The sequence below is a fragment of the Sphingobium cupriresistens genome, assembly GCF_004152865.1.
In the GTDB taxonomy this organism is placed as follows: Bacteria; Pseudomonadota; Alphaproteobacteria; order Sphingomonadales; family Sphingomonadaceae; genus Sphingobium; species Sphingobium cupriresistens.
Window position 1 is genome coordinate 1 of the sequence record NZ_SEOO01000051.1, and the last position, 20,633, is coordinate 20,633.

General features: G+C 62.1%; 23 protein-coding genes and 1 pseudogene. 15 read left to right on the top strand and 9 right to left on the bottom strand.

What is annotated here, in order from left to right; genetic code table 11:
* Both EWH12_RS19395 and EWH12_RS19405 read left to right on the top strand, forming a co-directional pair.
* On the top strand, positions 1-1,262 hold a 1,262-nt coding region (locus EWH12_RS19395), incomplete at its 5' end, for a DUF7986 domain-containing protein (protein ID WP_129927549.1).
* Between the two features lie 228 nt (positions 1,263-1,490).
* Positions 1,491-2,003 carry a hypothetical protein gene (locus EWH12_RS19405; RefSeq protein ID WP_242496133.1) on the top strand — a complete coding sequence of 171 codons (513 nt, stop codon included), beginning with the start codon at positions 1,491-1,493 and terminating at the stop codon, positions 2,001-2,003.
* A gap of 82 nt (positions 2,004-2,085) precedes the next feature.
* Here the strand turns inward: EWH12_RS19405 and EWH12_RS19410 are convergent, their stop codons facing one another.
* Complete coding sequence (locus tag EWH12_RS19410) at positions 2,086-2,640, bottom strand: hypothetical protein (protein ID WP_129927550.1); 555 nt, start codon at positions 2,638-2,640, stop codon at positions 2,086-2,088.
* 117 nt (positions 2,641-2,757) lie between these two features.
* Between EWH12_RS19410 and EWH12_RS19415 the strand changes: the two genes are divergently transcribed.
* From EWH12_RS19415 to EWH12_RS19445, 7 genes are all read left to right on the top strand, one after another.
* Positions 2,758-4,113, top strand: coding sequence for an IS1380-like element ISKpn23 family transposase (locus EWH12_RS19415; RefSeq protein WP_129927551.1), 1,356 nt, complete (start codon positions 2,758-2,760; stop codon positions 4,111-4,113).
* Positions 4,114-4,473: 360 nt separating this feature from the next.
* Complete coding sequence (locus EWH12_RS19420; protein WP_047867295.1) at positions 4,474-4,707, top strand: heavy-metal-associated domain-containing protein; 234 nt, start codon at positions 4,474-4,476, stop codon at positions 4,705-4,707.
* A gap of 398 nt (positions 4,708-5,105) precedes the next feature.
* Positions 5,106-5,318 (top strand): hypothetical protein, encoded by a 213-nt coding sequence (locus EWH12_RS19425; protein ID WP_047867292.1) that lies wholly within the window; start codon positions 5,106-5,108, stop codon positions 5,316-5,318.
* Positions 5,319-5,432: 114 nt separating this feature from the next.
* Complete coding sequence (locus EWH12_RS19430) at positions 5,433-7,181, top strand: copper resistance system multicopper oxidase (RefSeq protein ID WP_129927552.1); 1,749 nt, start codon at positions 5,433-5,435, stop codon at positions 7,179-7,181.
* A complete protein-coding gene (locus EWH12_RS19435; protein ID WP_129927553.1) occupies positions 7,178-8,185 on the top strand; it encodes a copper resistance protein B in 1,008 nt (335 codons plus the stop codon). The genes EWH12_RS19430 and EWH12_RS19435 overlap by 4 nt, the downstream gene beginning before the upstream one ends.
* A 23-nt stretch (positions 8,186-8,208) precedes the next feature.
* Positions 8,209-8,661, top strand: coding sequence for a DUF411 domain-containing protein (locus EWH12_RS19440; protein ID WP_129927554.1), 453 nt, complete (start codon positions 8,209-8,211; stop codon positions 8,659-8,661).
* Between the two features lie 124 nt (positions 8,662-8,785).
* Entirely contained in the window at positions 8,786-9,709 is a 924-nt protein-coding gene (locus EWH12_RS19445; protein ID WP_129927555.1) for a hypothetical protein, read from the top strand.
* A 53-nt stretch (positions 9,710-9,762) separates the two neighbouring features.
* Here the strand turns inward: EWH12_RS19445 and EWH12_RS19450 are convergent, their stop codons facing one another.
* The 5 genes and pseudogenes from EWH12_RS19450 to EWH12_RS19470 form a co-directional block, all read right to left on the bottom strand.
* Entirely contained in the window at positions 9,763-10,065 is a 303-nt protein-coding gene (locus EWH12_RS19450; protein WP_129927556.1) for a copper-binding protein, read from the bottom strand.
* A 1-nt stretch (position 10,066) separates the two neighbouring features.
* Positions 10,067-10,627 (bottom strand): annotated as a pseudogene (locus EWH12_RS22965) (Mu transposase C-terminal domain-containing protein); the annotation flags it as partial.
* Between the two features lie 489 nt (positions 10,628-11,116).
* Complete coding sequence (locus tag EWH12_RS19460; protein WP_037467942.1) at positions 11,117-11,395, bottom strand: hypothetical protein; 279 nt, start codon at positions 11,393-11,395, stop codon at positions 11,117-11,119.
* A gap of 3 nt (positions 11,396-11,398) precedes the next feature.
* Positions 11,399-11,797, bottom strand: a complete 399-nt coding sequence (locus tag EWH12_RS19465) for a hypothetical protein (RefSeq protein ID WP_129927557.1) — start codon at positions 11,795-11,797, stop codon at positions 11,399-11,401.
* A gap of 35 nt (positions 11,798-11,832) precedes the next feature.
* Positions 11,833-12,477 carry a helix-turn-helix domain-containing protein gene (locus EWH12_RS19470; protein WP_129927558.1) on the bottom strand — a complete coding sequence of 215 codons (645 nt, stop codon included), beginning with the start codon at positions 12,475-12,477 and terminating at the stop codon, positions 11,833-11,835.
* Positions 12,478-13,073: 596 nt separating this feature from the next.
* Between EWH12_RS19470 and EWH12_RS19475 the strand changes: the two genes are divergently transcribed.
* The 3 genes from EWH12_RS19475 to EWH12_RS19485 are packed head-to-tail and all read left to right on the top strand — an operon-like array spanning position 13,074 to position 13,782.
* Entirely contained in the window at positions 13,074-13,295 is a 222-nt protein-coding gene (locus EWH12_RS19475; RefSeq protein WP_129927559.1) for an antitoxin MazE family protein, read from the top strand.
* Positions 13,292-13,612 carry a type II toxin-antitoxin system PemK/MazF family toxin gene (locus EWH12_RS19480; RefSeq protein WP_066564885.1) on the top strand — a complete coding sequence of 107 codons (321 nt, stop codon included), beginning with the start codon at positions 13,292-13,294 and terminating at the stop codon, positions 13,610-13,612. Before EWH12_RS19475 ends, EWH12_RS19480 begins: the two co-directional genes overlap by 4 nt.
* Positions 13,613-13,623: 11 nt before the next feature.
* Positions 13,624-13,782, top strand: a complete 159-nt coding sequence (locus tag EWH12_RS19485; protein WP_207212448.1) for a hypothetical protein — start codon at positions 13,624-13,626, stop codon at positions 13,780-13,782.
* A 2-nt stretch (positions 13,783-13,784) separates the two neighbouring features.
* Here the strand turns inward: EWH12_RS19485 and EWH12_RS19490 are convergent, their stop codons facing one another.
* Positions 13,785-14,228: a hypothetical protein gene (locus EWH12_RS19490; RefSeq protein WP_129927560.1), complete on the bottom strand. Its 444-nt coding sequence runs from the start codon at positions 14,226-14,228 to the stop codon at positions 13,785-13,787.
* Positions 14,221-14,496 carry a mobilization protein gene (locus EWH12_RS19495; RefSeq protein ID WP_129927561.1) on the bottom strand — a complete coding sequence of 92 codons (276 nt, stop codon included), beginning with the start codon at positions 14,494-14,496 and terminating at the stop codon, positions 14,221-14,223. Before EWH12_RS19495 ends, EWH12_RS19490 begins: the two co-directional genes overlap by 8 nt.
* Positions 14,497-14,642: 146 nt before the next feature.
* Between EWH12_RS19495 and mobQ the strand changes: the two genes are divergently transcribed.
* From mobQ to EWH12_RS19510, 3 genes are all read left to right on the top strand, one after another.
* Positions 14,643-15,665, top strand: coding sequence for a MobQ family relaxase (mobQ, locus tag EWH12_RS19500; RefSeq protein WP_242496135.1), 1,023 nt, complete (start codon positions 14,643-14,645; stop codon positions 15,663-15,665).
* A complete protein-coding gene (locus EWH12_RS19505; RefSeq protein WP_006961814.1) occupies positions 15,547-18,456 on the top strand; it encodes a Tn3 family transposase in 2,910 nt (969 codons plus the stop codon). Before mobQ ends, EWH12_RS19505 begins: the two co-directional genes overlap by 119 nt.
* Before the next feature lie 142 nt (positions 18,457-18,598).
* Positions 18,599-19,402 (top strand): recombinase family protein, encoded by an 804-nt coding sequence (locus tag EWH12_RS19510; protein ID WP_129927562.1) that lies wholly within the window; start codon positions 18,599-18,601, stop codon positions 19,400-19,402.
* Here the strand turns inward: EWH12_RS19510 and EWH12_RS19515 are convergent.
* Positions 19,330-20,633, bottom strand: a 1,304-nt coding sequence (locus EWH12_RS19515; RefSeq protein ID WP_129927563.1) for a Tn3 family transposase, incomplete at its 5' end; no start/stop codon positions are given. The genes EWH12_RS19510 and EWH12_RS19515 overlap by 73 nt on opposite strands.

The following is a 20,633-nucleotide window of genomic DNA, read 5'->3' on the forward strand; positions in this document are numbered from 1 at the left end:
TGGAGGAGTTCGACTTCGAAGCGGACGAGCTGGCGGACATCGTCGGCGATCATTGGGCCGGCGTGTTGTGGGGATGCGCGTTCGAGGATCTGCTCACGCGCACCATCGAACCCGAGGACCGGAACATTGTTGATGACTATATTCGACGCCGGGGCTGGAACGAGAGCGGCTCGACCAAAATCTACCTGCGTGCCCTTCGATCGTCGGTGATGAGCCTCCACGAGGTGAGCGAGGTCGAGCCCGGAAGCGGCTTCCTTGTGCGTGACCTGATCCAGGGCGGCGAGCCGCTTCGAGTATCCGAGCGCAGCGCCTCGCAGACGCTGAAGCAATGGGACAGGATCGGTGCTCGCGTCGTGCAGGTCGGAGGCAAGCACCTCCTGTCGGGCGGCGTGCTTTCGTTCACGATGGAGGCGGCCGAGGCGCTCGTCGCCGATCTGCGGCGCTCGAAAGGCAAGCGCAGCCCGAGCACCGCGTTAAACCTAGACGCCGACGATCTGGCCGCACTTCCGGCCCTCATCAGCACGGCATGGCTGTGCGATGTCGTTCCCAAGACCATGGGACCGGCGTCCATCCCCACGCTGCACAACAGTGATGGCGAGGAGGTGGTGTTCCACCGCGTGCGCTTTCCCTTCGCACGCGGCGTGACCCAGGCGCTGGTCGGCGAGCGGCTCGATAGTGTCTCTGCGTTTCAGCGGGAAACCACGCACTTTTGGAACTGGCTGGGCGAGAAACCGGACGGAAAAGCGAGAAGCACTGGGCGCATGGCGTGGGGTGTGACAATGGCGGACGGCACCCCGGTGCTCGGCAATGTCGAATTGAAAGGCCGCGCCCTGATTCTCGCCGTCACCTCGGCCGAGCGGGCGAAACGCGGCACGGCGCTCATGACCGATGCGCTCGCCGGGTTGGTCGGCTCGCCGCTGACCACGATCGAGACGGTCGAACAGGCCATGGCGGCGCGGGCCGAGGGACTGACAACGTCCGAACCGGCACCCGCCATTGCGCCAGAGGTGGCAACCCCGCTCATCCATGCCATGCTCGACCGTCAGTACCGCGCGACGCTCGATGAACCCGTCGGCATGCTTGGCGACATCACCCCGCGCGCGGCCGTTCGAACCGCTGCGGGCCGTGGCCGAGTGGCCGGATGGCTCAAGTATCTTGAAAACTGCAGCAGCAGCAGTCAGCTCGACCGGAACGACCCGATGGTCACCTACGACTTCACCTGGATGTGGAGCGAACTTGGCATCGAGAACCTGCGCAAATAGCTTGCTACCGCCGACGCCTACCGTGAATCCGTGTCCTGATAATGCACAGGGGCCAACTGCGATTACACGCTGACCGTCGCCTATGATCAGGGTGCCGATGGCGTCAGCCTCGATGATGAGATCGCATCTCTCCAGACAGAGATGTTCAACATCGCAGAGAGCTACAGGTGCTCGATCGAGACCGATGTTTACGAGATTGGAGGACAAGAGCGAGCCTGGTAGATCGCCATGTTCAATCTTTGTTCTTCAACATGGCCAAAATCGCAGCTTCGGGCCGACTGGGCCTATATAGAGCGGGGGACCGAGTGGCTGCGCGATGCAGGGCAGCGGATATCGGGCAGGCTGCATGCGTTCGCGGCCACCTTGAGCGGCGCGGTCGATCGCGATCGGCGCGATGCAGCCGAGGCGCAGCGTCAGAAGCGGCTTGTCGCCGAGCGCACCCGTGAGCAGGCACAGGAACGCCAGCAGGCGCAGGACCGTGAGAAGGTGGCGGAGAAGTTCAGGACCATTGCCGGGAAGCTCGAGGCGGGCGGCCATGGCTATGGCGACCATAATAGCGACTGGAAGGCGACCCCGGAGGCGCTCCGCAAGGCGGTGGATGCCTATAACGGAGCGAACCAGCACACCAAGGATATCTACATCGAGCGGATCCAGCGCGAACCCCAGATGGCGCGCGCGGTGGACCAGTTGCTCCATGAGCGCGAACTGGTCCTGCAACGTAACCGTGGCATGAGCCGATGAGGATGACGGAAAACCCTGGAATCGGGATTTTCGTATCCAGATCGCGGCGACGGCGTGGTTGTGACCGGGACGGTCAGTTAGTTCACAATCCGTAACACTGCTTAGCGAATTCAGCGATCTTGCTTCTGACAGTCGGCATGTCCAGCGTTGCACCATATCGAACAGCGCCGAAGCCATCGACCCAGCCACCGACATTCTCGGATTTGATGACCTGCACCAGTGTTTGGGCAGTTAGGAAGCGAGCGATCCAGACAACACTCTGGTTCGCCACCGCGCCAGTCTTGCCCATCTCAACAAGAAACTCTTTGCCGTCCAGTTCTAGATAGGAGCGCTTCTGGTTCTCTCCGATCATGGCGCTCGTATCGGGGTCAGTTACCATTCCGAACGTCATGTGGATGCGCTTGCCTTCGCAGTTAAAGAGAACGCGAGTTGTCACGTTGGCATGGTTCTGCTGGACCCGTAGATAGGGGGACATCCCCGCCAGCTTAATCTCTGCCGAGGGCAATTCGACGCCATTGTTGGCAAAACGCAGCTTGAGGGCGTCGGAGGGAGCGAGCCAGATCACGCCGTTGCGGTCCGCGAGTGTCGAGATTGTGAAAGCCTTTGCGTCGATACCCATCTGATCCAGATAGGCCACGATGAGGCCGCTTATCTGCTGAACCCACATTCCCCAAGTAAATCGCTGATTTTGCTGTCAGGATCTCAATATTTCCGATATAAATCATGGTGTTGATGGCCGTGAGGGGCGCGTTTGATGGGTCACCCAGAGGGTGCGGGTTCGAAGCGGGCAGATCGGGTCGAGTTCGACCGCCGGGTGCATGTGGAGTTCCGAGGTGCGCAGCTCAGTTCCGACGGCGGCCTGCTGGTGATGCGCGAGCTGGATGACGCGCTCGGGCTGTCCGATCTGGCGGCAAAAGCATTGCGCGACACCCGGCGCGGCAAGAACACGGTCCACCGGCTTGACGGGTTGTTCCGGCAATCGGTGTTCGGGCGACTGGCCGGATACGAGGATGTGAACGACGCCGACCGCCTGGCCCTCGATCCGGTGATGCGCCAGGTCGTGGGTGGAAGGGCTGTCGATGCGCAAGCGGCCTCGGCCTCGCAGATGGGACGGTTCGAGACCGAGACACTGGCACAGCCCGAGAACCGTGCCGCGCTGGCCGACCTGAATGGCCAATGGATCGACCGGTTCCATGACCGTAACGGGCTGAAGTACATCGTTCTGGACATGGACAGTTCGGTCAGCCCCACCCATGGCGATCAGGAGGGCGCGGCCTGGAACGGGCATTTCGACTGCACCTGCTATCACCCGAACTTTTTGTTCAACCAGTTCGGCATGCTGGAGCGCTGCGCCTTGCGCCATGGCAACGTCCACAGCGCCGATGGCTGGCGGGACGTTCTCGACCTCGTCATCGCCCGCTACGCGGAGCGCGACCTTTGCGGCCGGTTCTTCCGGGCTGACGCCGCCTACGCGATCCCCGCGATCTATGAGCGGCTGGAAGAAGCCCGATTCTTCTACGCCATCCGGCTGCCTGCGAACAACGTCCTGCGCGAGAAGATCGCGCATCGGCTGACGCGCCCTGTCGGGCGACCTTCGCTGACCAAGGTCAAGCGCTTCTACGAAGACTTCGAGTATCAGGCGGCATCCTGGGACAAGGAACGCCGGGTGATCGCCAAGATCGAATGGCATCCGGGCGAACTGTTCCCGCGTGTCGGCTTCATCGTCACCAACCTGCCGATGGAGCCCGACTGGGTGGTGCGGTTCTATAACCAGCGCGGCACCGCCGAGCAGCACATCAAGGAAGGTAAATATGCCTTCCACTGGACGCGGCTGTCATGCCGGAAGTTCCGCGACAATGAGGTGCGACTGCAACTGCATGCGCTGGCCTACAACCTGGCCATCTTCTTGCGCTGCATCGAGTTGCCCGAGACGATGGCCGACTGGTCGTTGACCAGCCTGCAACTGAAGCTGATCAAGATCGGGGCACGTGTCGTCCGCCATGCCCGCGCCATCACCTTCCAGCTGGCCGAGGTGGCCGTCACCGGTCCGATGGTCCGCGCCATCCTCGCCGCCATCCGCCGATTGCGAGCGCCTCCGCTATGCGCATGACCGCCATCCACGCCCAAACTGAACGAAAACGGCAGGATGGGTCTGTCCGCTGCGCTGAAAAACACCGCCACCAGGGCACAACACGGCGGCTTCGCGGGCCGATCTGCCCTGTCTCAGCGCCTTGCGCGCCCGACGACGCCGCTCGGGACGGAAAATGATTGTCCTGCGGTCGGATTCAGGCGAAACTCACGTCAGACGGCATGCCACTTGGGGAATGTATGATGAAACTGACTTCCCGAATTCTTGGTGCCCTGCGACTGCGGGCGAACTGGAAAAGCCGGGCTTGACCTTAACATGATGTCAAGGTCGATAGAAGGGTCGACTCAAAGCGAGGAGACGCTCTCGACCATGGAGAATGGCATGGAAACCCTGGATGCCAATATGCTGCTGTTCTCGGTCAAGGGCATGACGTGCGGGTCCTGCGCGGCGCATATCGAACGCGCTGTCCGTGAAGTCCCGGGAGTGGTGGATGTGAGTGTCGACCGCCCGACGAACCAGGTCCGCATCAAGACGAGCTCCGACACCGGCCAAGCCGATATATTTGTCCGCGCCATCGCGCTTGCCGGCTATGTCGCGAAGCGGGTCGCCCCCTGACGATCATGGCGCTCCGACTGCTCTTGTCGCTGCTTGCCGCGTTCGCGCTGTTCCTGTCACCGCTTGCGGGGACAGGCGGCGCGAATGCGGCGACGCCGCACCTGACTTTCGGAAGCATCGAACAAGGCCATTGCCTGAACGCCACGAGCGCGCCCGACACGCACCGGCCGATGACCGCAATGACATGCGTCAGCGCCTGCGCACCGCTCCAGGCAATCCCCGCCGAGCCCGGCCCTCCGCGTGTGGCCGCGAAAAACGCCCCTGAATCGCGGGAACCCCGCCCGCTTGCAGGCATCCATCCCGAGACGCGCGCGCCCCCGCCCCGCCCAGCTCCGGAAATGTGAACCCCACAATTTTCCCGGAGAAATACGATGTTGATGATTCTGACAGCAGCCGCAATGGCGGCCGCCAACCCCGCAGCCGTGGCATCGGCACAATCCGCCAGCCCCGCGCATCAGATGCATGCCGGCATGGCCGACATGAAGGGCGCCATGCCCTGCCATGCCCGGATGATGGGCAACGGCAAGACGAAGCCTCGCGGCGAGATGGACTGCTGCGACAAGAAAATGTCCGGCGAGGCCAAGGCACCGGCCGCCCCCGCCGGCAAGTAATCGTTGCGCCGGGAGCGGTACCGACACCGCTCCCGGCCTTTCCTGATCATCGAGCGCCAGTCTCACCGCCCGACAGCGGGTGGAGCGTGCTGGTGCGCAAAGGACAGACACGACATGAACCACCCTATCGAGCGGCGGGCGCTGTTGCGCGCCGGCGCCCTCGGCGCCGCGGGTTTCTCGCTTGCCGGCCTTCTCCCCGCCTGGGCGCAGAGCAACACGCCCGGAATCCGCGCCACCTTGCCGACGCTGGCGGGCGAGGACATTCACCTCAAGATTGCGCGGAGCCGCTATATGGTCGGCGGCCGCGCGGGCAATGCGATCACGCTGAACGGCGTGCTACCCGCGCCGCTCATTCGCCTGAAGGAGGGGCAGAATGTCCGCCTTCATGTCGAGAATAGCCTCGACGAGGACAGTTCGATCCATTGGCACGGGCTGATCCTGCCCTTCCAGATGGACGGCGTGCCCGGGGTCAGCTTTCCCGGTATCAAGCCGCATTCGCTCTTCACCTATCAGTTCCCGGTCAAGCAGAATGGCACCTATTGGTACCATAGCCATTCCGGGCTCCAGGAGCAGCTCGGCCATTACGGGCCGATTGTCATCGATCCCGCGGGCGCCGATCCTGTCGGTTACGACCGCGAGCATGTCATCGTGCTCTCCGACTGGAGTTTTCTCGATCCGCACCGGCTCTTTACACGGCTGAAGCAGGAAGGCGGCTATTTCAACCGCCAGAAGCAGACGCTCGCGGGCATGATCGCGGGCGGTCCCGAGGAAAAGCTCAGCCCGTCCGAACGGGCTAAATGGGGCAAGATGCGGATGGACCCCGCAGATATCGCCGACGTGTCAGCCACGACTTACACCTATCTGATCAATGGCCATGGGCCGCAGGAGAACTGGACCGGCCTGTTCCGTCCCGGCGAGCGCGTCCGGCTGCGCGTCATCAACGCCTCATCCATGTCGATCTTCAATGTCCGCATCCCGGGCCTGAGTCTGTCGGTCGTCCAGTCCGACGGACAGAATGTGCGGCCGGTGACCGTCGACGAGTTCCAGATCGGTACCGCCGAGACCTATGACGTGGTCGTGCAGCCCAATGACGATCGCGCTTACACGATCGTCGCTGAATCCCTCGACCGCTCGGGCATGGGCCGCGCGACGCTGGCGCCGCGTCCGGGCATGGCGGCTATGGTCCCGCCCTTACGCGAACGGCCGACGCTCACGATGAAGGATATGGGCATGGGCGGCATGGATCATGGCGCGCACGGTAGCGTGGCGGGCGCCGCCGCGGGCGCGATGGACCATGGCGCGATGAGCATGCGCGACAAATCGAAGGTTCCTGAAAGCGTATCGGTCGGCGTCGGCATGGATGCGATCGCGTTCTCGCCTGTCGACCGGACCGGGGACCCCGGGGTCGGGCTCGACAATGTCGGCCATAAGGTTCTCACCTATCGCGATCTCGTCGCGCTCGAACCCAATCCCGATCCGCGTCCGCCCGCGCGCACCATCGAGGTGCATCTGACGGGCAATATGGAACGCTTCATGTGGTCGTTCGACGGCAAGAAATTCAGCGATGGCGTCGAGCCGATCCGCTTCGAACGCAACGAGCGCGCGCGTGTCGTCCTCGTCAATCATACGATGATGACGCACCCAATCCATCTGCACGGTCACTTCTTCGAAGTCGTGAACGGCCAGAAGGGGCGTCAGCCCCTCAAACACACGATCAACGTGCTCCCCGGCGGCAAGGCGAGCTTCGACCTGACCGCCGACGCCCCCGGCGACTGGGCGTTCCACTGCCATCTGCTGCTCCACATGCATGCCGGGATGTTCCGCGTCGTCACCGTTCGTCCGCACGAGGGAGAGGCTGCATGAAGACCTATCTTGCAGCCATCATCCTGACGACGCTCCCGGCTCCGGCGCTCTACGCGCAGCAGCAGCAGGATCCTCATGCGGGACACGCAATGCCGGTACAGGCCGACGCGGCCGACCCGCATGCGGGGCATGCCCCGCCTGCCCGGCTCGATGCAGCAAAGCCCGCAGACCCGCATGCGGCGCATCGCGCGCCGGCCGATCAGCAAGCTACGGCCCTCCATGCCGGCCATGTCATGAACGAGGGTTCCGACCCACCGGTCACGGGTCCTTCCGATGCCGCACGCAGCGGCCCGGCGCATGCCGCCGACGCCTATTTCGGCGCGGAGGAAATGGCCCGGTCGCGACAGATGCTTCTCAAGGAAAATGGCGGGCTGACCAGCGCGCAATTCCTGCTCGACCGGCTCGAGACATCGATGCGCAACGGGGCCAACGGCTATGGCTGGGATGCGCAATTCTGGTCTGGCGGCGACATCAACCGGATCTGGCTCAAGTCCGAAGGCGAAGGCACTCTGGGCGAAGGTGGTCCGGAAGACGTCGAGGTCCAGGCGCTCTATAGCCACGCGCTCGATCCCTGGTTCAATCTGCAAGCGGGTATCCGGCATGATTTCCGCGCAGGCCCCGAACGGACGAACCTGGTGCTCGGCATCCAGGGCCTGGCACCCTATTGGTTCGAGGTCGACGGGTCGCTCTTCCTTTCGGACAAGGGCGAGGTCACCGCGCGCTTCGAGGCCGAATATGATCAGCGGATCACGCAGAAACTGATCCTGCAACCGGCGATCGAGTTCGAGCTGTCCGCGCAGGACATTCCCGAGCTCGGTATCGGTTCGGGGCTGAGCTCGGCCGAAGCGGGGCTCAGGCTGCGTTACCAGTTCATCCCCGAATTCGCGCCCTATGCGGGCGTTCAATATGAACGGCGCTTCGGCACCACCGCCGATTTCGCGCGCGCCGCAGGCGAGAAGGCGGGAGGCTGGAGCTTTCTCGTCGGCCTCAGAAGCTGGTTCTGATTCAACGCAAAAGGACTCCTTATATGAGATCGACTATATTCCGTCTTGCCCTGGCAGCACTGACTGCCACGATCATGACGCCGTCCGCTGCGTACGCCGCGAGCCAGATGACCGTGTATCGCGATCCGGGCTGCGGCTGTTGCGGGATCTGGGCAAAACAGGTGGCGCAACAGCTCGGGCGCAAGCACATTATCATCGACAATCCAACGCGCGCCGCGCTCGTCAAGCGGCTCGGCGTTCCCGATGCGCTTGGGTCGTGCCACACTGCGGTCATTGATGGCGTCGTGGTCGAGGGGCATGTCCCGGCTAGCGACATCAAGCGCTTCCTTGCCCAGCGCCCCAAGGGCATGAGCGGGATCGCGGTCGGTGGCATGCCGCTCGGCTCGCCAGGCATGGAAGTTCCAGGACGCAAGCCCCAGCGCTTCGACGTGATGGCCTTCGGGTCGTCGGGACAGAAGCTCTTCGGCAGGCATTGACGCGCGGGAACCGGGATGGCCGCTGCGCCATCCCGGTTCCTTTGCCCTTTCCATCCTATCTCGCTCTATCACGACCCAGACGACAGACTGAAAATCCGGGCAATGCCGCCTGACGAGAGCCAATATGCGCAGCGAAATACGGAATCGAGTTGAAGAGCTCTTGCCCTATGGCGCTGCCTTTGCCTTGATCATGGCCATGGTTGGCGCAGCGGCGGCACTTGGCGATCGCGAGATCATATTGCCCGAGATCGCCGCGATGGCGGTGGCGTTGTGGGCCTGGCGCGAGCAATCATGGATGCGGCAGCCCGAAAAGATCTTCATCTGGCCATCGCTCACGGCAGTTATGGGGTTTGGCATCAACCTTCTCGCGCTGCCCTTCGCGGCCAAGCTCGTCCTCGTCCTTGTTGCCATGCTCGGCTTCTTCGCGTTCCTGCGCTACAGTCTGGCGCCCGCGCTCGCCACGGGCTTTCTGCCGATCGTCACGAATGCCACCCATCCGTCCTTTCTGGTCTCGATCGGTGTCACCACATTTATCCTGATGGCGGGCATATTCCTGTTCAGGGTGCGCTCCCCCGCCGATCGCCGCGCGCCCCTCGCGTATCGGGCAATGCTTGCCTATCTGGTGACCACGCTCGCATCGATCGGGCTCGCCGCCGCTGCCGGATATCCGCATCTCGGGGTGATTCCTCCGGTTGCGGTGGTCGTCTACGAGTCGCTTCATATGAAGATGTACGCGCCCCGGATGGCGCTCAGGCAGATCGCGGTGCTGACACTGGCCGCATCCATCGGCATCGCGCTCATCGCCCTGTTCGAGTCCTGGCTGGTGATCGCGCTGCTCGACCTTCTACTGATGACCGCGCTCCTGCGCCTGTTCGGCATGCGCGTGCCGGCGGTCTATGCCTTTCCGTTCCTGCCCTTTGTCTTCCCGACCGAGGCCTTGCGACTGTTGCCGCTGGCGACAGCGATGGTGTCCGCCTTCTCGCTGGGGCTCGTGCTCGCCTGTCGCCGCTGGCTGACGGAACGAGCGTCAGCGGTCGCGGTCGCCTGATCGTCGATCGACGCTGGTCGTATGGGCCGGCGCGAATGCCGGCCCATCAGGGGTCATTGTTTCCGGATCGCGGTCACGGTGGCGCCGCCATCGCCAACCGCGAGCTCGAAGCTGACCTTATCTCCCGGCTTCAGGCCCGCCAGCAGTCCGGGATCGGCCGTGAAGGCCATCGTCATTGCCGGCCAATTGACCTCGGGAATGGGGCCATGATCCAGCGTGACGGAACCCGCCCCGAGATCGATTGCAGTAATCGTCCCGCGTCCGCGTGCGGCCTTTGCAGCCGCGTCGGTCGCGGATGTCGCCATAGACCGCCTCGACCTGCTCGCCGACGAAGGCCGCGAGCGTGGGTTCGACATAGCGCCTGCCCATCAGACGGATGCCGTCGCGCAGCACTTTACGGGGCTTGGGCACGTGCACGAGCAGCATGTCGAGCTGTTCAAGGCTGTCGGGCATTGCGGGCAGGAACCCGCCCTTCTGCCAGCGCGTGATCGGCGGTTCGCCGGTGCTGCCATGCGGGCGACGATGATAGACGCCGCACACGAACGCCTCGAAGCGGGCGCGTAGCTCGTCGAGCGTGAGCACTGGCGCCGACAGCGGCTTGCCCGCGATCAGGTGGCCGGGCAGGTCGGGCAGGAACATGTCGTTGATGGTGCGGAACAGCCGCTCGATCTTGCCGCGCCCGCGAGGACGCCCCGGCAGCGAATGGATGAGGCGGATTTTGAGGGCGATGCACGCCTGCTCGATATGCTCGGAGATGAAATCCGAGCCGTTGTCGACGTAAAGCTGTTCGGGAATGCCGCTGACGATCCATTCGGGATTGGGCTTGCGCCAGATCGCCTGCCGCAAGGCGAGCGCCGTGTTGAGGGCACTGGGGGCATCGAGGCTGAACAGTTTCGCCGGAGACGCTCGCATTGTCATTGGAGTAAAACTGGTGGACGCCAAGCCTGCCCGTGTATTCGTTTAGGTATCGGCTTGTGCCCCCGGCATAAGCATAAGCGCAAGCGCTCGCGCAGATGGCGTTTTGGTTAGCCCCTTCAACGTAGCGAGGATTATAAACGCCGACAGTTGTCGAGAATTCCATCGTCCTGATTGCTCGGCCCATCTTCATGCCTTCAAGCAACGATCCACCCAGCGAGTTGAAGTGAACCTTGGCACCTTCGACCCCGTTCTGGCGGATGAATGCTAGGAAACGATCAGCCGTGCCTTCCGTGATGTCGCCAGAAGCATAGATGTCTTCTAGACCGTCACCGGACATCTTTGCTGCCCAGCGCTTCGTTTGGTCCGTCTCCATGAAGAACGTCATAGCCTGCTGCGCGTAGGCAGGTGCGATAACAGCCCAACCAACGAGTAATGCACTGACCATCTTAATAACAATCCGCAATTTCATCCCCCAACCGTTCTTTTAGATCAGCGCCCTTCATCCCTTGCGCGGACGATGGCACTAAATTCTGAAATTACCTGCTGCACGTTGCCGTCATCGCACACGTTAAGCGAGTGGTGGACTGAAACGGCCTGATCGGTTCGCATTTCCAGCCAAGTAATCCGGGCTGTATTCGGCGCGGGATGGGTCTGCTCTAGCGCGATCTGTTCACTATATCCCGCGATCACATCGTTGATGGCCTCCAGCGCGACCTCATAAGCAATGGCCTGTTTTTGGGACCATAAAGGGCCGGTTGGAGCATCCATGGTTTATTCCTCGCCGCTAGGGCTGTCGCCCTGGCGGCTGAACAGGCGCGACCAGAAACCGCGCTGTGGAGTAGGTTGAGGGGCAGCGCGCTGATCGGTCAGGGCAAGCCGTTGCGCCTGTTCTCGCCAAGCGTTCCGTTCTTCACGCAGTTCCGCAACCTGCTCACGCAACAGCCTGTTTTCAGCCTGTAAACCGGGGGTGTCACTACCTGTTATATCTGGCTGTAAAGGTTGCTGCACCTCATTTACAGGGGGCCATACGCGAAACAGTTCGACAGGCTCAATACGCCACTCGCCATTATCTGACTTTTGGCCGGAAACGCGGCCTGTCTTGATTGCTTTCATGAGCGTTTGGCGTGTGACACCGACCTTTTCCGACGCTTCTCTTAGGGTGATACCCATAGTGTCACTCGCTGCTAAGTTGGCCTGTATAGTATCTATATACCGGTTTCATCGTCATCGAGCGATGTCTCGGATGCACGGAGCTTGTTACCTAGGCCAGTGACTAGCTGGGAGAGTTCCTCCTGCATCGCTGGGTCAGGTTCCGGCTGTTGGGTGGCAGGCAAGTCCGGTTCCATACCATCAAGGAATGGCTGCGCTGGCGGGGGAGTGCCGGGGCCGCTTGGTAATTGGCGCTCATCTCGGAACAATGATGGCAAACGGCGCAGCGGCGCCTGTTGGCCCAGTTCCTCAAAGTCAGGTTGTTCCGCTTCCGATATGATGACCGCAGCACTGAACAGCGAGTAGCGCAGGCCGTCACGCTTACCCGACCATGCTACCCGATCATTGATGATGTGGGCATTTACGGTGCCATTTTCCCCAATCTGACGAATCTCTATCCAACGATCCTCGGCTAAAACATCCACGGCGCGTTGAACTGTGCGACGGCTGCATTTCATTAAGGCTGCCAAGGTCTTTTGACTTACGACAACAGCATTATGCTCACCAACTCGTGCGGTTAGGATGTGCATTAGCTGGGCAGCTTTAGGGGCTTTCTCGATCAGACTAGCCCATGCTTCATGGGCTGCTCGCTCTGTTTGAACCCAGTGGCCTGGTGGTTGTCGCTTCACCAACTCGGACATTTTCAAAACCCTCTGCAAATGGCGCTGGGGTGCGCCATCTGTGTCCAACAATTTGACACGGATGGCGGTTTATTCGACCTATTTCAAGTCAATAAATTGGACATAGAGTGTAAATAGATTGCCAAGGATGGCGCAGGGGTGCGCCATAGCTGGTGACGCAGGGGTGCGCCATAGCTGGTGACGCACCCCCCCCAGCTAACTCTTTGATTTACTTATGTGTTTTTTCCGCCCCTTCTATGTAATCTAAAGGGGGTGCAAGCGCGAACTTAAGCGCTGGCGAAGCAACCCCTTTAGAGCAGAACAAAAAGTGAACGATGAGTGCCGCTAGTCGCGGCACGCGCTAGGCATAAGCGGATAGGAATCCGCACCCCTTCCACGTCGCACAATGATGGAAGGTTCCAGTTGGCTATCAGGGGGTGCAGGAGGCGATTTCCGGCCTGTAGAGCGCAGGGGAGCGGTTGGGGGGCAGGTCTGTGTGATCTAAGGGCTTGGCGGTGCCCCTAACGGGCACCAGAGGGCAATTTTCGGATAGAGCTTGTGGAAGATAGGCAGGATAGGTATCATGTAACCATGCATGATACCTATCGGAGACTCACATGGCCGCGATCAAGCAAAGGGCTGACAAGGTAGATCGACACCGCCAGCGGATGCGCGCTGCGGGGTTTCGGCCCGTCCAATTTTGGGTTCCTGACACACGCGCCGCTGATTTCGCGGAGCGTGTGCGTCAGCAATGCTTGAAGTTGAAGGGCAACCCGGCGGAACTGGACGTGCTGCGGTTCACCGAAGAAGCGGCAGGGCAGATCGAGGAGTGGCAGTGAAGCGAGGCGATATTGTCGCGGTTTCATTGCAAGGCGACTACGGCAAACCGCGCCCGGCCCTCATTGTGCAATCGAATCTTCTGGCCGCTCTGGAGAGCGTCGTGATCTGCCCGATCACCAGCGCCGTGCGGGACGCCGCCTTTCGCATCACTGTCGAGCCGGACAACGCCAACGGGTTGCGCGTGCTTTCCCAGGTGATGGTGGACAAGCTCTCCACCCTGCCGCGCTCGAAAATCAGCGAGCCTTTCGGGCGGCTTGACGATGAGCGGATGAAGGCCGTGGACCGTGCCTTGCTACTTGTCGTCGGGCTGATTTGAAGGACAGGCGAATGGAGATCGGACCTATCAGGAACGATGATGACCATCGTGCAGCGGTCGATGAAATCCGCGCGCTCTGGAACGCGGAAGCGGGCAGCGCGGACGAGGATCGTCTCGACGTGCTGGCAACGCTGGCCGATGAATATGAACGTAAGCGGTGGCCGGTATAAAATCAGGGCTGTTGCTCATAGAGGGGCACCCACTTGCCCTTGCATGTCTGGGTTTTGGCGTCCCATTTGGCGGTGCATCCGTATAGCTGGCGCTCGATTTTGGGTTCCTGCGCCCAGCGGTAGGCGAGGGCCGCGGCGAAGATCAGTCCCAGCCCGATGAGGGCGGCGGTGATCCATTCCTTCAGGCGATCCCACCAGACCCCTGCGCTGACCCGCTGAAGCTCCCCAGCGGCCCGGTGGAGGGCATTGACCCCCACGCCTGCCTGTGCGGTCCATTCGGCGCGCTGGCGGGCGTCCTGCTCGATCTTCTGGGCCAGTGCGGCGACCTGCTGGGCGACCCCTTCGGCCCCGGCCTTGCGCATGGCGTCGAGTAGGGTGCGATAGTCCGTGCCGGGATCGGAGGGAGGGGGAGCGTCGAACTCGGCAGGGTCGAAGGGATCAGGCATCGGCGGGGCCACCCTTGAAGGTCCAGCCATCGAACGCCTTACGGTCCTGATCGCGGCTGATCCGGCTCATCAGGTCATTGAGGCGAGATTCCCATGCGGGGTCTTTCATGGCGGCATCGAGGAGCAGACCGCCGAGGATGATCTTGCGGCGGGCATCGGCCTTGCGGTTCAGGGTGGTGGCGCGGGCTTCCAAGGCCTGCAACCGGGCCTTGGCCTGCTGGACCTTGCGACGGGCGGTTTCGATAGCCTCTGGCGTTGGAGCAGCCATGGTCAATCCTTTCGCTGTGCGATACTGATAGCACCGGACCCGACCGAGCGAAAGAGAGGAAGGGCGCACTTATGCAAACTTGCGTTTGCGTGCGTCAGGGGATACCCCTGAACCCCAGCGGGCTGTCGCCCGCGCCATGCTCCCGCATGGCTAGCAAGGGCGCGGCGATGGCGAGTTTCCATCTTGCGGTGAAGACGATAGGCCGTTCCGCCGGTCGCAGCGCGACGGCAGCGGCAGCCTATCGTGCGGGTGTCGAAATCACGGACGAGCGCACCGGCCTCGTCCATGATTACACTCGCAAACAGGGCGTCGAACATAACGCCCTTGTCGTGCCCGCCGACGCCCCGGCGTGGGCCAGTGACCGGGCCGTGCTCTGGAACGCCGCCGAGCAGGCAGAGACGCGCAAGAACTCGACCGTCGCCCGCGAATATGAAATCGCGCTGCCCGCCGAGTTGTCGGCCGAGGCGCGGCGCGAGCTTGCGCTGGGCCTCGCACGGGAGATCAGCGAGCGGCATGGGGTGGCGGTGGACGTGGCGATCCACGCACCAGGTCGCGAGGGCGACCATCGCAACCACCACGCCCATCTGCTGACGACGACGCGGCGGATCGGCCCGGAAGGGCTGGGCGCGAAGACCCGCGAACTGGACCAGAAGACGAGCGGGGAGGTCGAGCGCTGGCGTGGCCGGTGGGCCGAGATGCAGAATGCGGCGCTGGAACGGGCGAACGTCCCGGAGCGGGTGGACCATCGCAGCCACCAGCGGCGCGGAATCGAGCAGGAGGCGACCGTGCATATGGGGCCGAGCGCGACGGCGATGGAACGCCGTGCCGAGCATCAGGCCATGCGGGAGGGGCGGGCCTATGAGCCAGTAACGATGGTGGGCCAGCACAACGCCGGCGTCATCGAGCAGCGGGGCCTGCGCCAGTATATGGCCCAGTCGGCCCGAAGCTGCGATTTTGGTCATCTTGGAGAACACGTCGGGAACGGGCTGGTTGTTGTTGACGATCGCCCATGCGAGGAACGACGTTCCGCTCCGATAAGGGAGCGGCGTTATGAGCCTTGGCGTTTCGAGTGGGGATCTGATCGGCTCCTGGAGCCTGAGTTTTTCGGACATCGCGTTCGTGACCGGCAAAGCGGAGACGGCACGACTGGGATTGGCGGTTCAGCTTAGATTTTTCGCCGGGCATGGCTTCTTTGTGCCGGATCATGCGTCGATACCCTCCGACGGTGTCTTGTATCTGGCGGAGCAACTTGGTCTCGATGCCAAATCCGTGAACCACTATGATTTTTCCGGGCGCACCGCCCGCCGGCATTGCGCGGAGATTTTGCGGCATCTCGGGTTCCGCCGTATGACGCAGACGGATCGCAGGGCGTTGTCGAGGTGGATTTCCGACGATCTTTGTGCGGGCGGGCAGCCGATCAATGCCATGCTCGAGCATGTTTTCCTGTGGTGCCGCGACCGCCGTATCTATGGGCCGTCGCGCAAGGAGCTGGAACGCCTCGTCCGTTCGCAACGACACCTCTATCTGGAGGCCCTGTTGGCCCGAGTCCGCGATCGGCTTGCGCCGGATGCGGTCGCCTTGCTGGAAGCCTCGCTCGCCGATCCCGATGGCCCGACCGGCTTCAACACGATGAAGGGGGATGCAGGTCAGGCGACGCTCGAAAACATTCTTGGCGTGACCGCCAAACTCGCCTTTATCCAACGGCTTGCTCTTCCCCGAGATTTCCTATCGGTCACGGGCAAGGCATGGGTCGATCAGATCGTTCGCCGGGTTGCCGGCGAGAAAGCCTCGGAGATGCGCCGGCATGTACCGGCGCGCCAGCTCGGGCTCTATGCCGTTTATCTGATGGCGCGGGAAGCTCAGCTTACGGATGCGATGGTCGACCTGCTGATCGAGACGGTCCATAAGATCGGATCGCGCTCGAAACGCAAGGTGGTGGGCGATATCGCGAAAGACATCGAGCGGGTCTATGGCAAGGAGCGACTCCTGGTCGAGATTGCCAGCGCTTCGATCGACGATCCATCCGGGCGCATCTGCGATGTCATTTTCCCAATCGCCGGCAAGGACAAACTGGCGGCGATCATCAAGGAAAGCCAGGCAAAGGGCGCCTTGGATCGGCGGATCTACAAGGTGATGCGGAGGTCATGGGCCAATCATTATCGCCGTATGCTGCCAAGCCTGCTTTCGGCACTGGAGTTCCGGTCGAACAACGCCGTGTGGCGTCCGGTGCTGGCGGCCCTGGACTGGATCAGAAGCAAAGTGGATGATGGATGCCGCTACGTGCCGCCGCACGCAGTGCCGGTCGACGAGGTCATTCCGGCGAGATGGCGCAGTTCCGTCATTGATGAAGAGGGGCGCGTAAACCGGATCAGTTATGAGCTTTGTGTCCTCGCGCAACTGCGCGATCGCATCCGTTCTAAGGAAATCTGGGTTGTCGGGGCGGACCGATACCGCAATCCCGATGACGATCTTCCCAAGGACTTCGATGCGCGGCGAGAAGCATATTACACAGGATTGAACCTGACGGCGGATGCGCGTGCATTTTCAAGCGCCATCCGGGAAGAGCTTGCTCAGGAACTGTTGCTCCTCAATGCCAATATTCCCCGGAACGACAAGGTTCGGCTGCTGTGGCGCGGCGAGAACCGTATATCTCTCACCCCGTTCAAACCCTTGCCCGAACCCAGGGGTCTCGCCTCGATCAAGACCGAGATCGGCCAACGCTGGCCGATGACCGGGCTGCTCGACGTACTGAAGGAGGCTGCCCTTGATACGGGACTTCTCGAAGCGTTCGAAACATCGGCCTCGCGTGTTGCACTGCCGAAAACCGCGCTGGATCAACGTCTCCTGCTATGCCTCTACGGCCTGGGAACGAATGCCGGGCTCAAGCGGATCGCCGGCGCCACCCCCGATGTCAGCTATGAAGAGCTGCTGCATGTCCATCGCCGCTTCGTTCATGCCGCGGCGCTCAAGGAGGCGTGTGCCAGGGTTGCGAATGCGACCCTGGCAATCCGCAATGCTGCAGTCTGGGGGGACGCCGGCACGGCCTGTGCGTCAGATTCCACAAAGTTCGGAGCCTGGGATCGCAACCTGATGACGGAATGGCATGCGCGTTATGGTGGACGGGGCGTCATGATCTACTGGCATGTCGAACGACGCGCGACATGCGTCTATTCCCAGCTCAAGCGCTGCTCTTCCTCCGAGGTCGCCTCCATGATCGAGGGCGTGCTGCGCCATTGCACCGACATGGAAATCCAGCGACAATATGTTGATAGTCATGGCCAAAGCGCGGTTGGCTTTGCATTTTGCCGGCTTCTCGGATTTGAGCTTGCACCCCGCCTGAAAGCGATCGCTCGCCAGAAGCTGGCTCTTCCCGATGTCGGCATGCGAACGCGGCTTCCCCACTTGCAGCCGATCCTCTCCAGTCCGATCAACTGGGATGAGATCGAGCAGCAATATGACGAGATGGTCAAATATGCAGCCGCGATGCAGACAAAAACCGCCGACCCGGAGGCGATCCTGCGCCGGTTTAGCCGCTCCGAGGTGATGCACCCGACCTACAAGGCGTTGAGTGAGCTGGGCCGCGCGGTCAAGACGATCTTCCTGTGCCGGTATCTGCGCGAGGAGTCCTTCCGCCGCGAAATTCATGAAGGCCTGAATGTCGTTGAAAACTGGAACAGTGCCAATGGGTTCGTTTTCTTCGGCAAGGGCGGCGAGATCGCCACTAACCGCATCGATGAGCAGCAGCTCTCGGTCCTGGCGCTACATTTGCTGCAAGCGTCGCTTGTCTATGTGAACACCCGAATGCTTCAGAGCGTGCTGGTGGAACCGAAATGGACGGGCCGGATGACGCCGGATGATTATCGCGGCCTCACACCGCTGATTTACAGCCACGTCAATCCTTATGGCCGCTTCGACCTCGATCTGAATAGCCGGATCGATTTTGGGCGGCTTGCTGCCTGACCGGGGCCTTTCCGCTCGCACCATTTGGGTGCACCCGAACGTGACGATCGGAAGTGACATATACGACATGTCACAAAAGGGTGGTTCCGTCACCAATGTTACTGTACGAGGGCAAAGCCACCCTAATGTGACGGATTTGCCCATGACCCGCGTCGGCTACGCCCGCGTCAGCACCATCGACCAGGATCTCGACATCCAGGTTGCCCGGTTGAAGGCAGCGGGCTGTGAAATCCTCCGCTCCGAAACAGGCTCGGGCGCATCGCGCACTGGACGCACGGAGCTTGAGACGATCATGCAGTTCCTGCGCGCCGATGACGAACTCGTCGTCCTGCGTCTCGATCGGCTCGGTCGCTCCACACGCGATGTTCTCAATCTGGTTCATGAACTCGACCAGAAGGGAGCCTCATTGCGGGTGCTTGAGCCGGAGGTGACGACGGCCGGAAGCATGGGGCGGATGGTGATCACCATTCTGGGCATGGTCGCGGACATGGAACTGACGTTCATCAAGGACCGGCAGCGCGCCGGGATCGAGGCGGCGCGCGCCGAAGGCGTCTACAAAGGCCGGAAGAAAAACATCGATGACGATGAAATCCGACGCCGGATCACCGCCGGCGCGAGCAAGGCCAGCGTCGCGCGCGACCTCAAGATCTCAAGAATGACCGTCTATCGGGCGCTTGACGTCATTCCTTCAAGGATCGGGCTGCCGGAAAAGCCGCCTTCTGTCACCATCGCCCTGCATCTGACCATCGAGAACTTCAACAAGCATGGTCGTGGCAGAAAGCCCGCTCGCGAGCGCATTGAGGCGATGCTGGAGCGGGATTACCAGATGCAAAAGACCGGGAACTGGCCCCTGTGCATTGTAGGGACACAGATTCACGGTAGCGGTTTGATGAGCAGCGGCATGAGGCCATTGGCATCGAGATCGAGGCGATCGGACCAGACGTAATCGCCGGTGAGATTGATGCGATCCCATCCCAACGGTGAGAGCCGGGACAGCATAGCCGGATCGATCTGGCTTCCTCGCTGGCGCATTTCGTCAATGGCGCGCCCGAGATAGCGGCAGTTGAACAGGATGATCGCAGCGGTGACGAGGTTGAGCGCGGCTGCTCGGGTCTGCTGGTTCTCCAGGCCACGGTCGCGAAAACGGCCGAGCCGATGGAAGGCGACTGCTCGGGCAAGGCTGTTGCGGGCCTCGCCCTTGTTCAACTCGGCAGTGACAGTACGGCGCAGAGCCGGATCCTCGAACCAGCGCAACGTGAACAGCGTGCGCTCGATCCGCCCGATCTCGCGCAGCGCCGCGGCGAGGCTGTTCTGCTGGCGGTAGGCGGATAGCTTCTTGAGGATCAGCGAGGGCGTAACGGTGCGGTTACGCATCGCGCCAATGACACGTTCGATATCCGGCCAGTGGCTGACGATCAGGTCGCGGTCGAGCCTGTGACCGAACAGTGGCGCAAGCCTGCCATAACGCTTCGAGGGTTCGAACGCGTAGAGGCGGCGGTCGGACAGGCGGGGAATGCGCGGCTCGAAATCGAGCCCGAGGAGATGCATGGTCGCGAACACGATGTCGGAAACGCCGCCTCCATCGACGTGCAGCGCGGTCAGATCGGCGTTGCTGTCATGGCCGAGAATGCCGTCGAGCGCATGGATGGCTTCTCCTGCCGTGCCGGCGATCACGGTCTGGTGCAGCGGCGCATAGCGGTCGGTGATGGTGGTGTAGATCTTGACCACCGGGTCGCGACCATAGTGGGCATTGACCGCTCCGCCGGCTTCGCCCGGCCCGCCCAGGTAGAAGGCCTGGCCATCTGCGGAAGCCCGGTGTCCTTGCCCAAACCAGGCCGCGATCGGCTCAGCGTGGATGGCGTCGGTCAGACAGGCGAGCGCCGCCCGAAAGGTTTCCTCGCGCATGTGCCATGTTTGCATGCGCAGCAGCGCGCGGCGTGACCCTGCGCCGCATACCTCGGCCATGCGCGACAACCCAAGATTGGTCGCTTCGGCAATCAGGGTAGCAAGAAAGGCCCGCTCGTCCGTAGGCGGCAGCCCGCTCGAGACATGCCCGAAGTGCCGGGTGAAGCCGGTCCAGCGTTCGACCTGCGAAAGTACGTCGGTGATACGCGTCGCAGGCAGCATGCCGTAGCAGGCAAGCGTCAGGTGCCGTCCTTCGTCGTGCCCGGCATCAT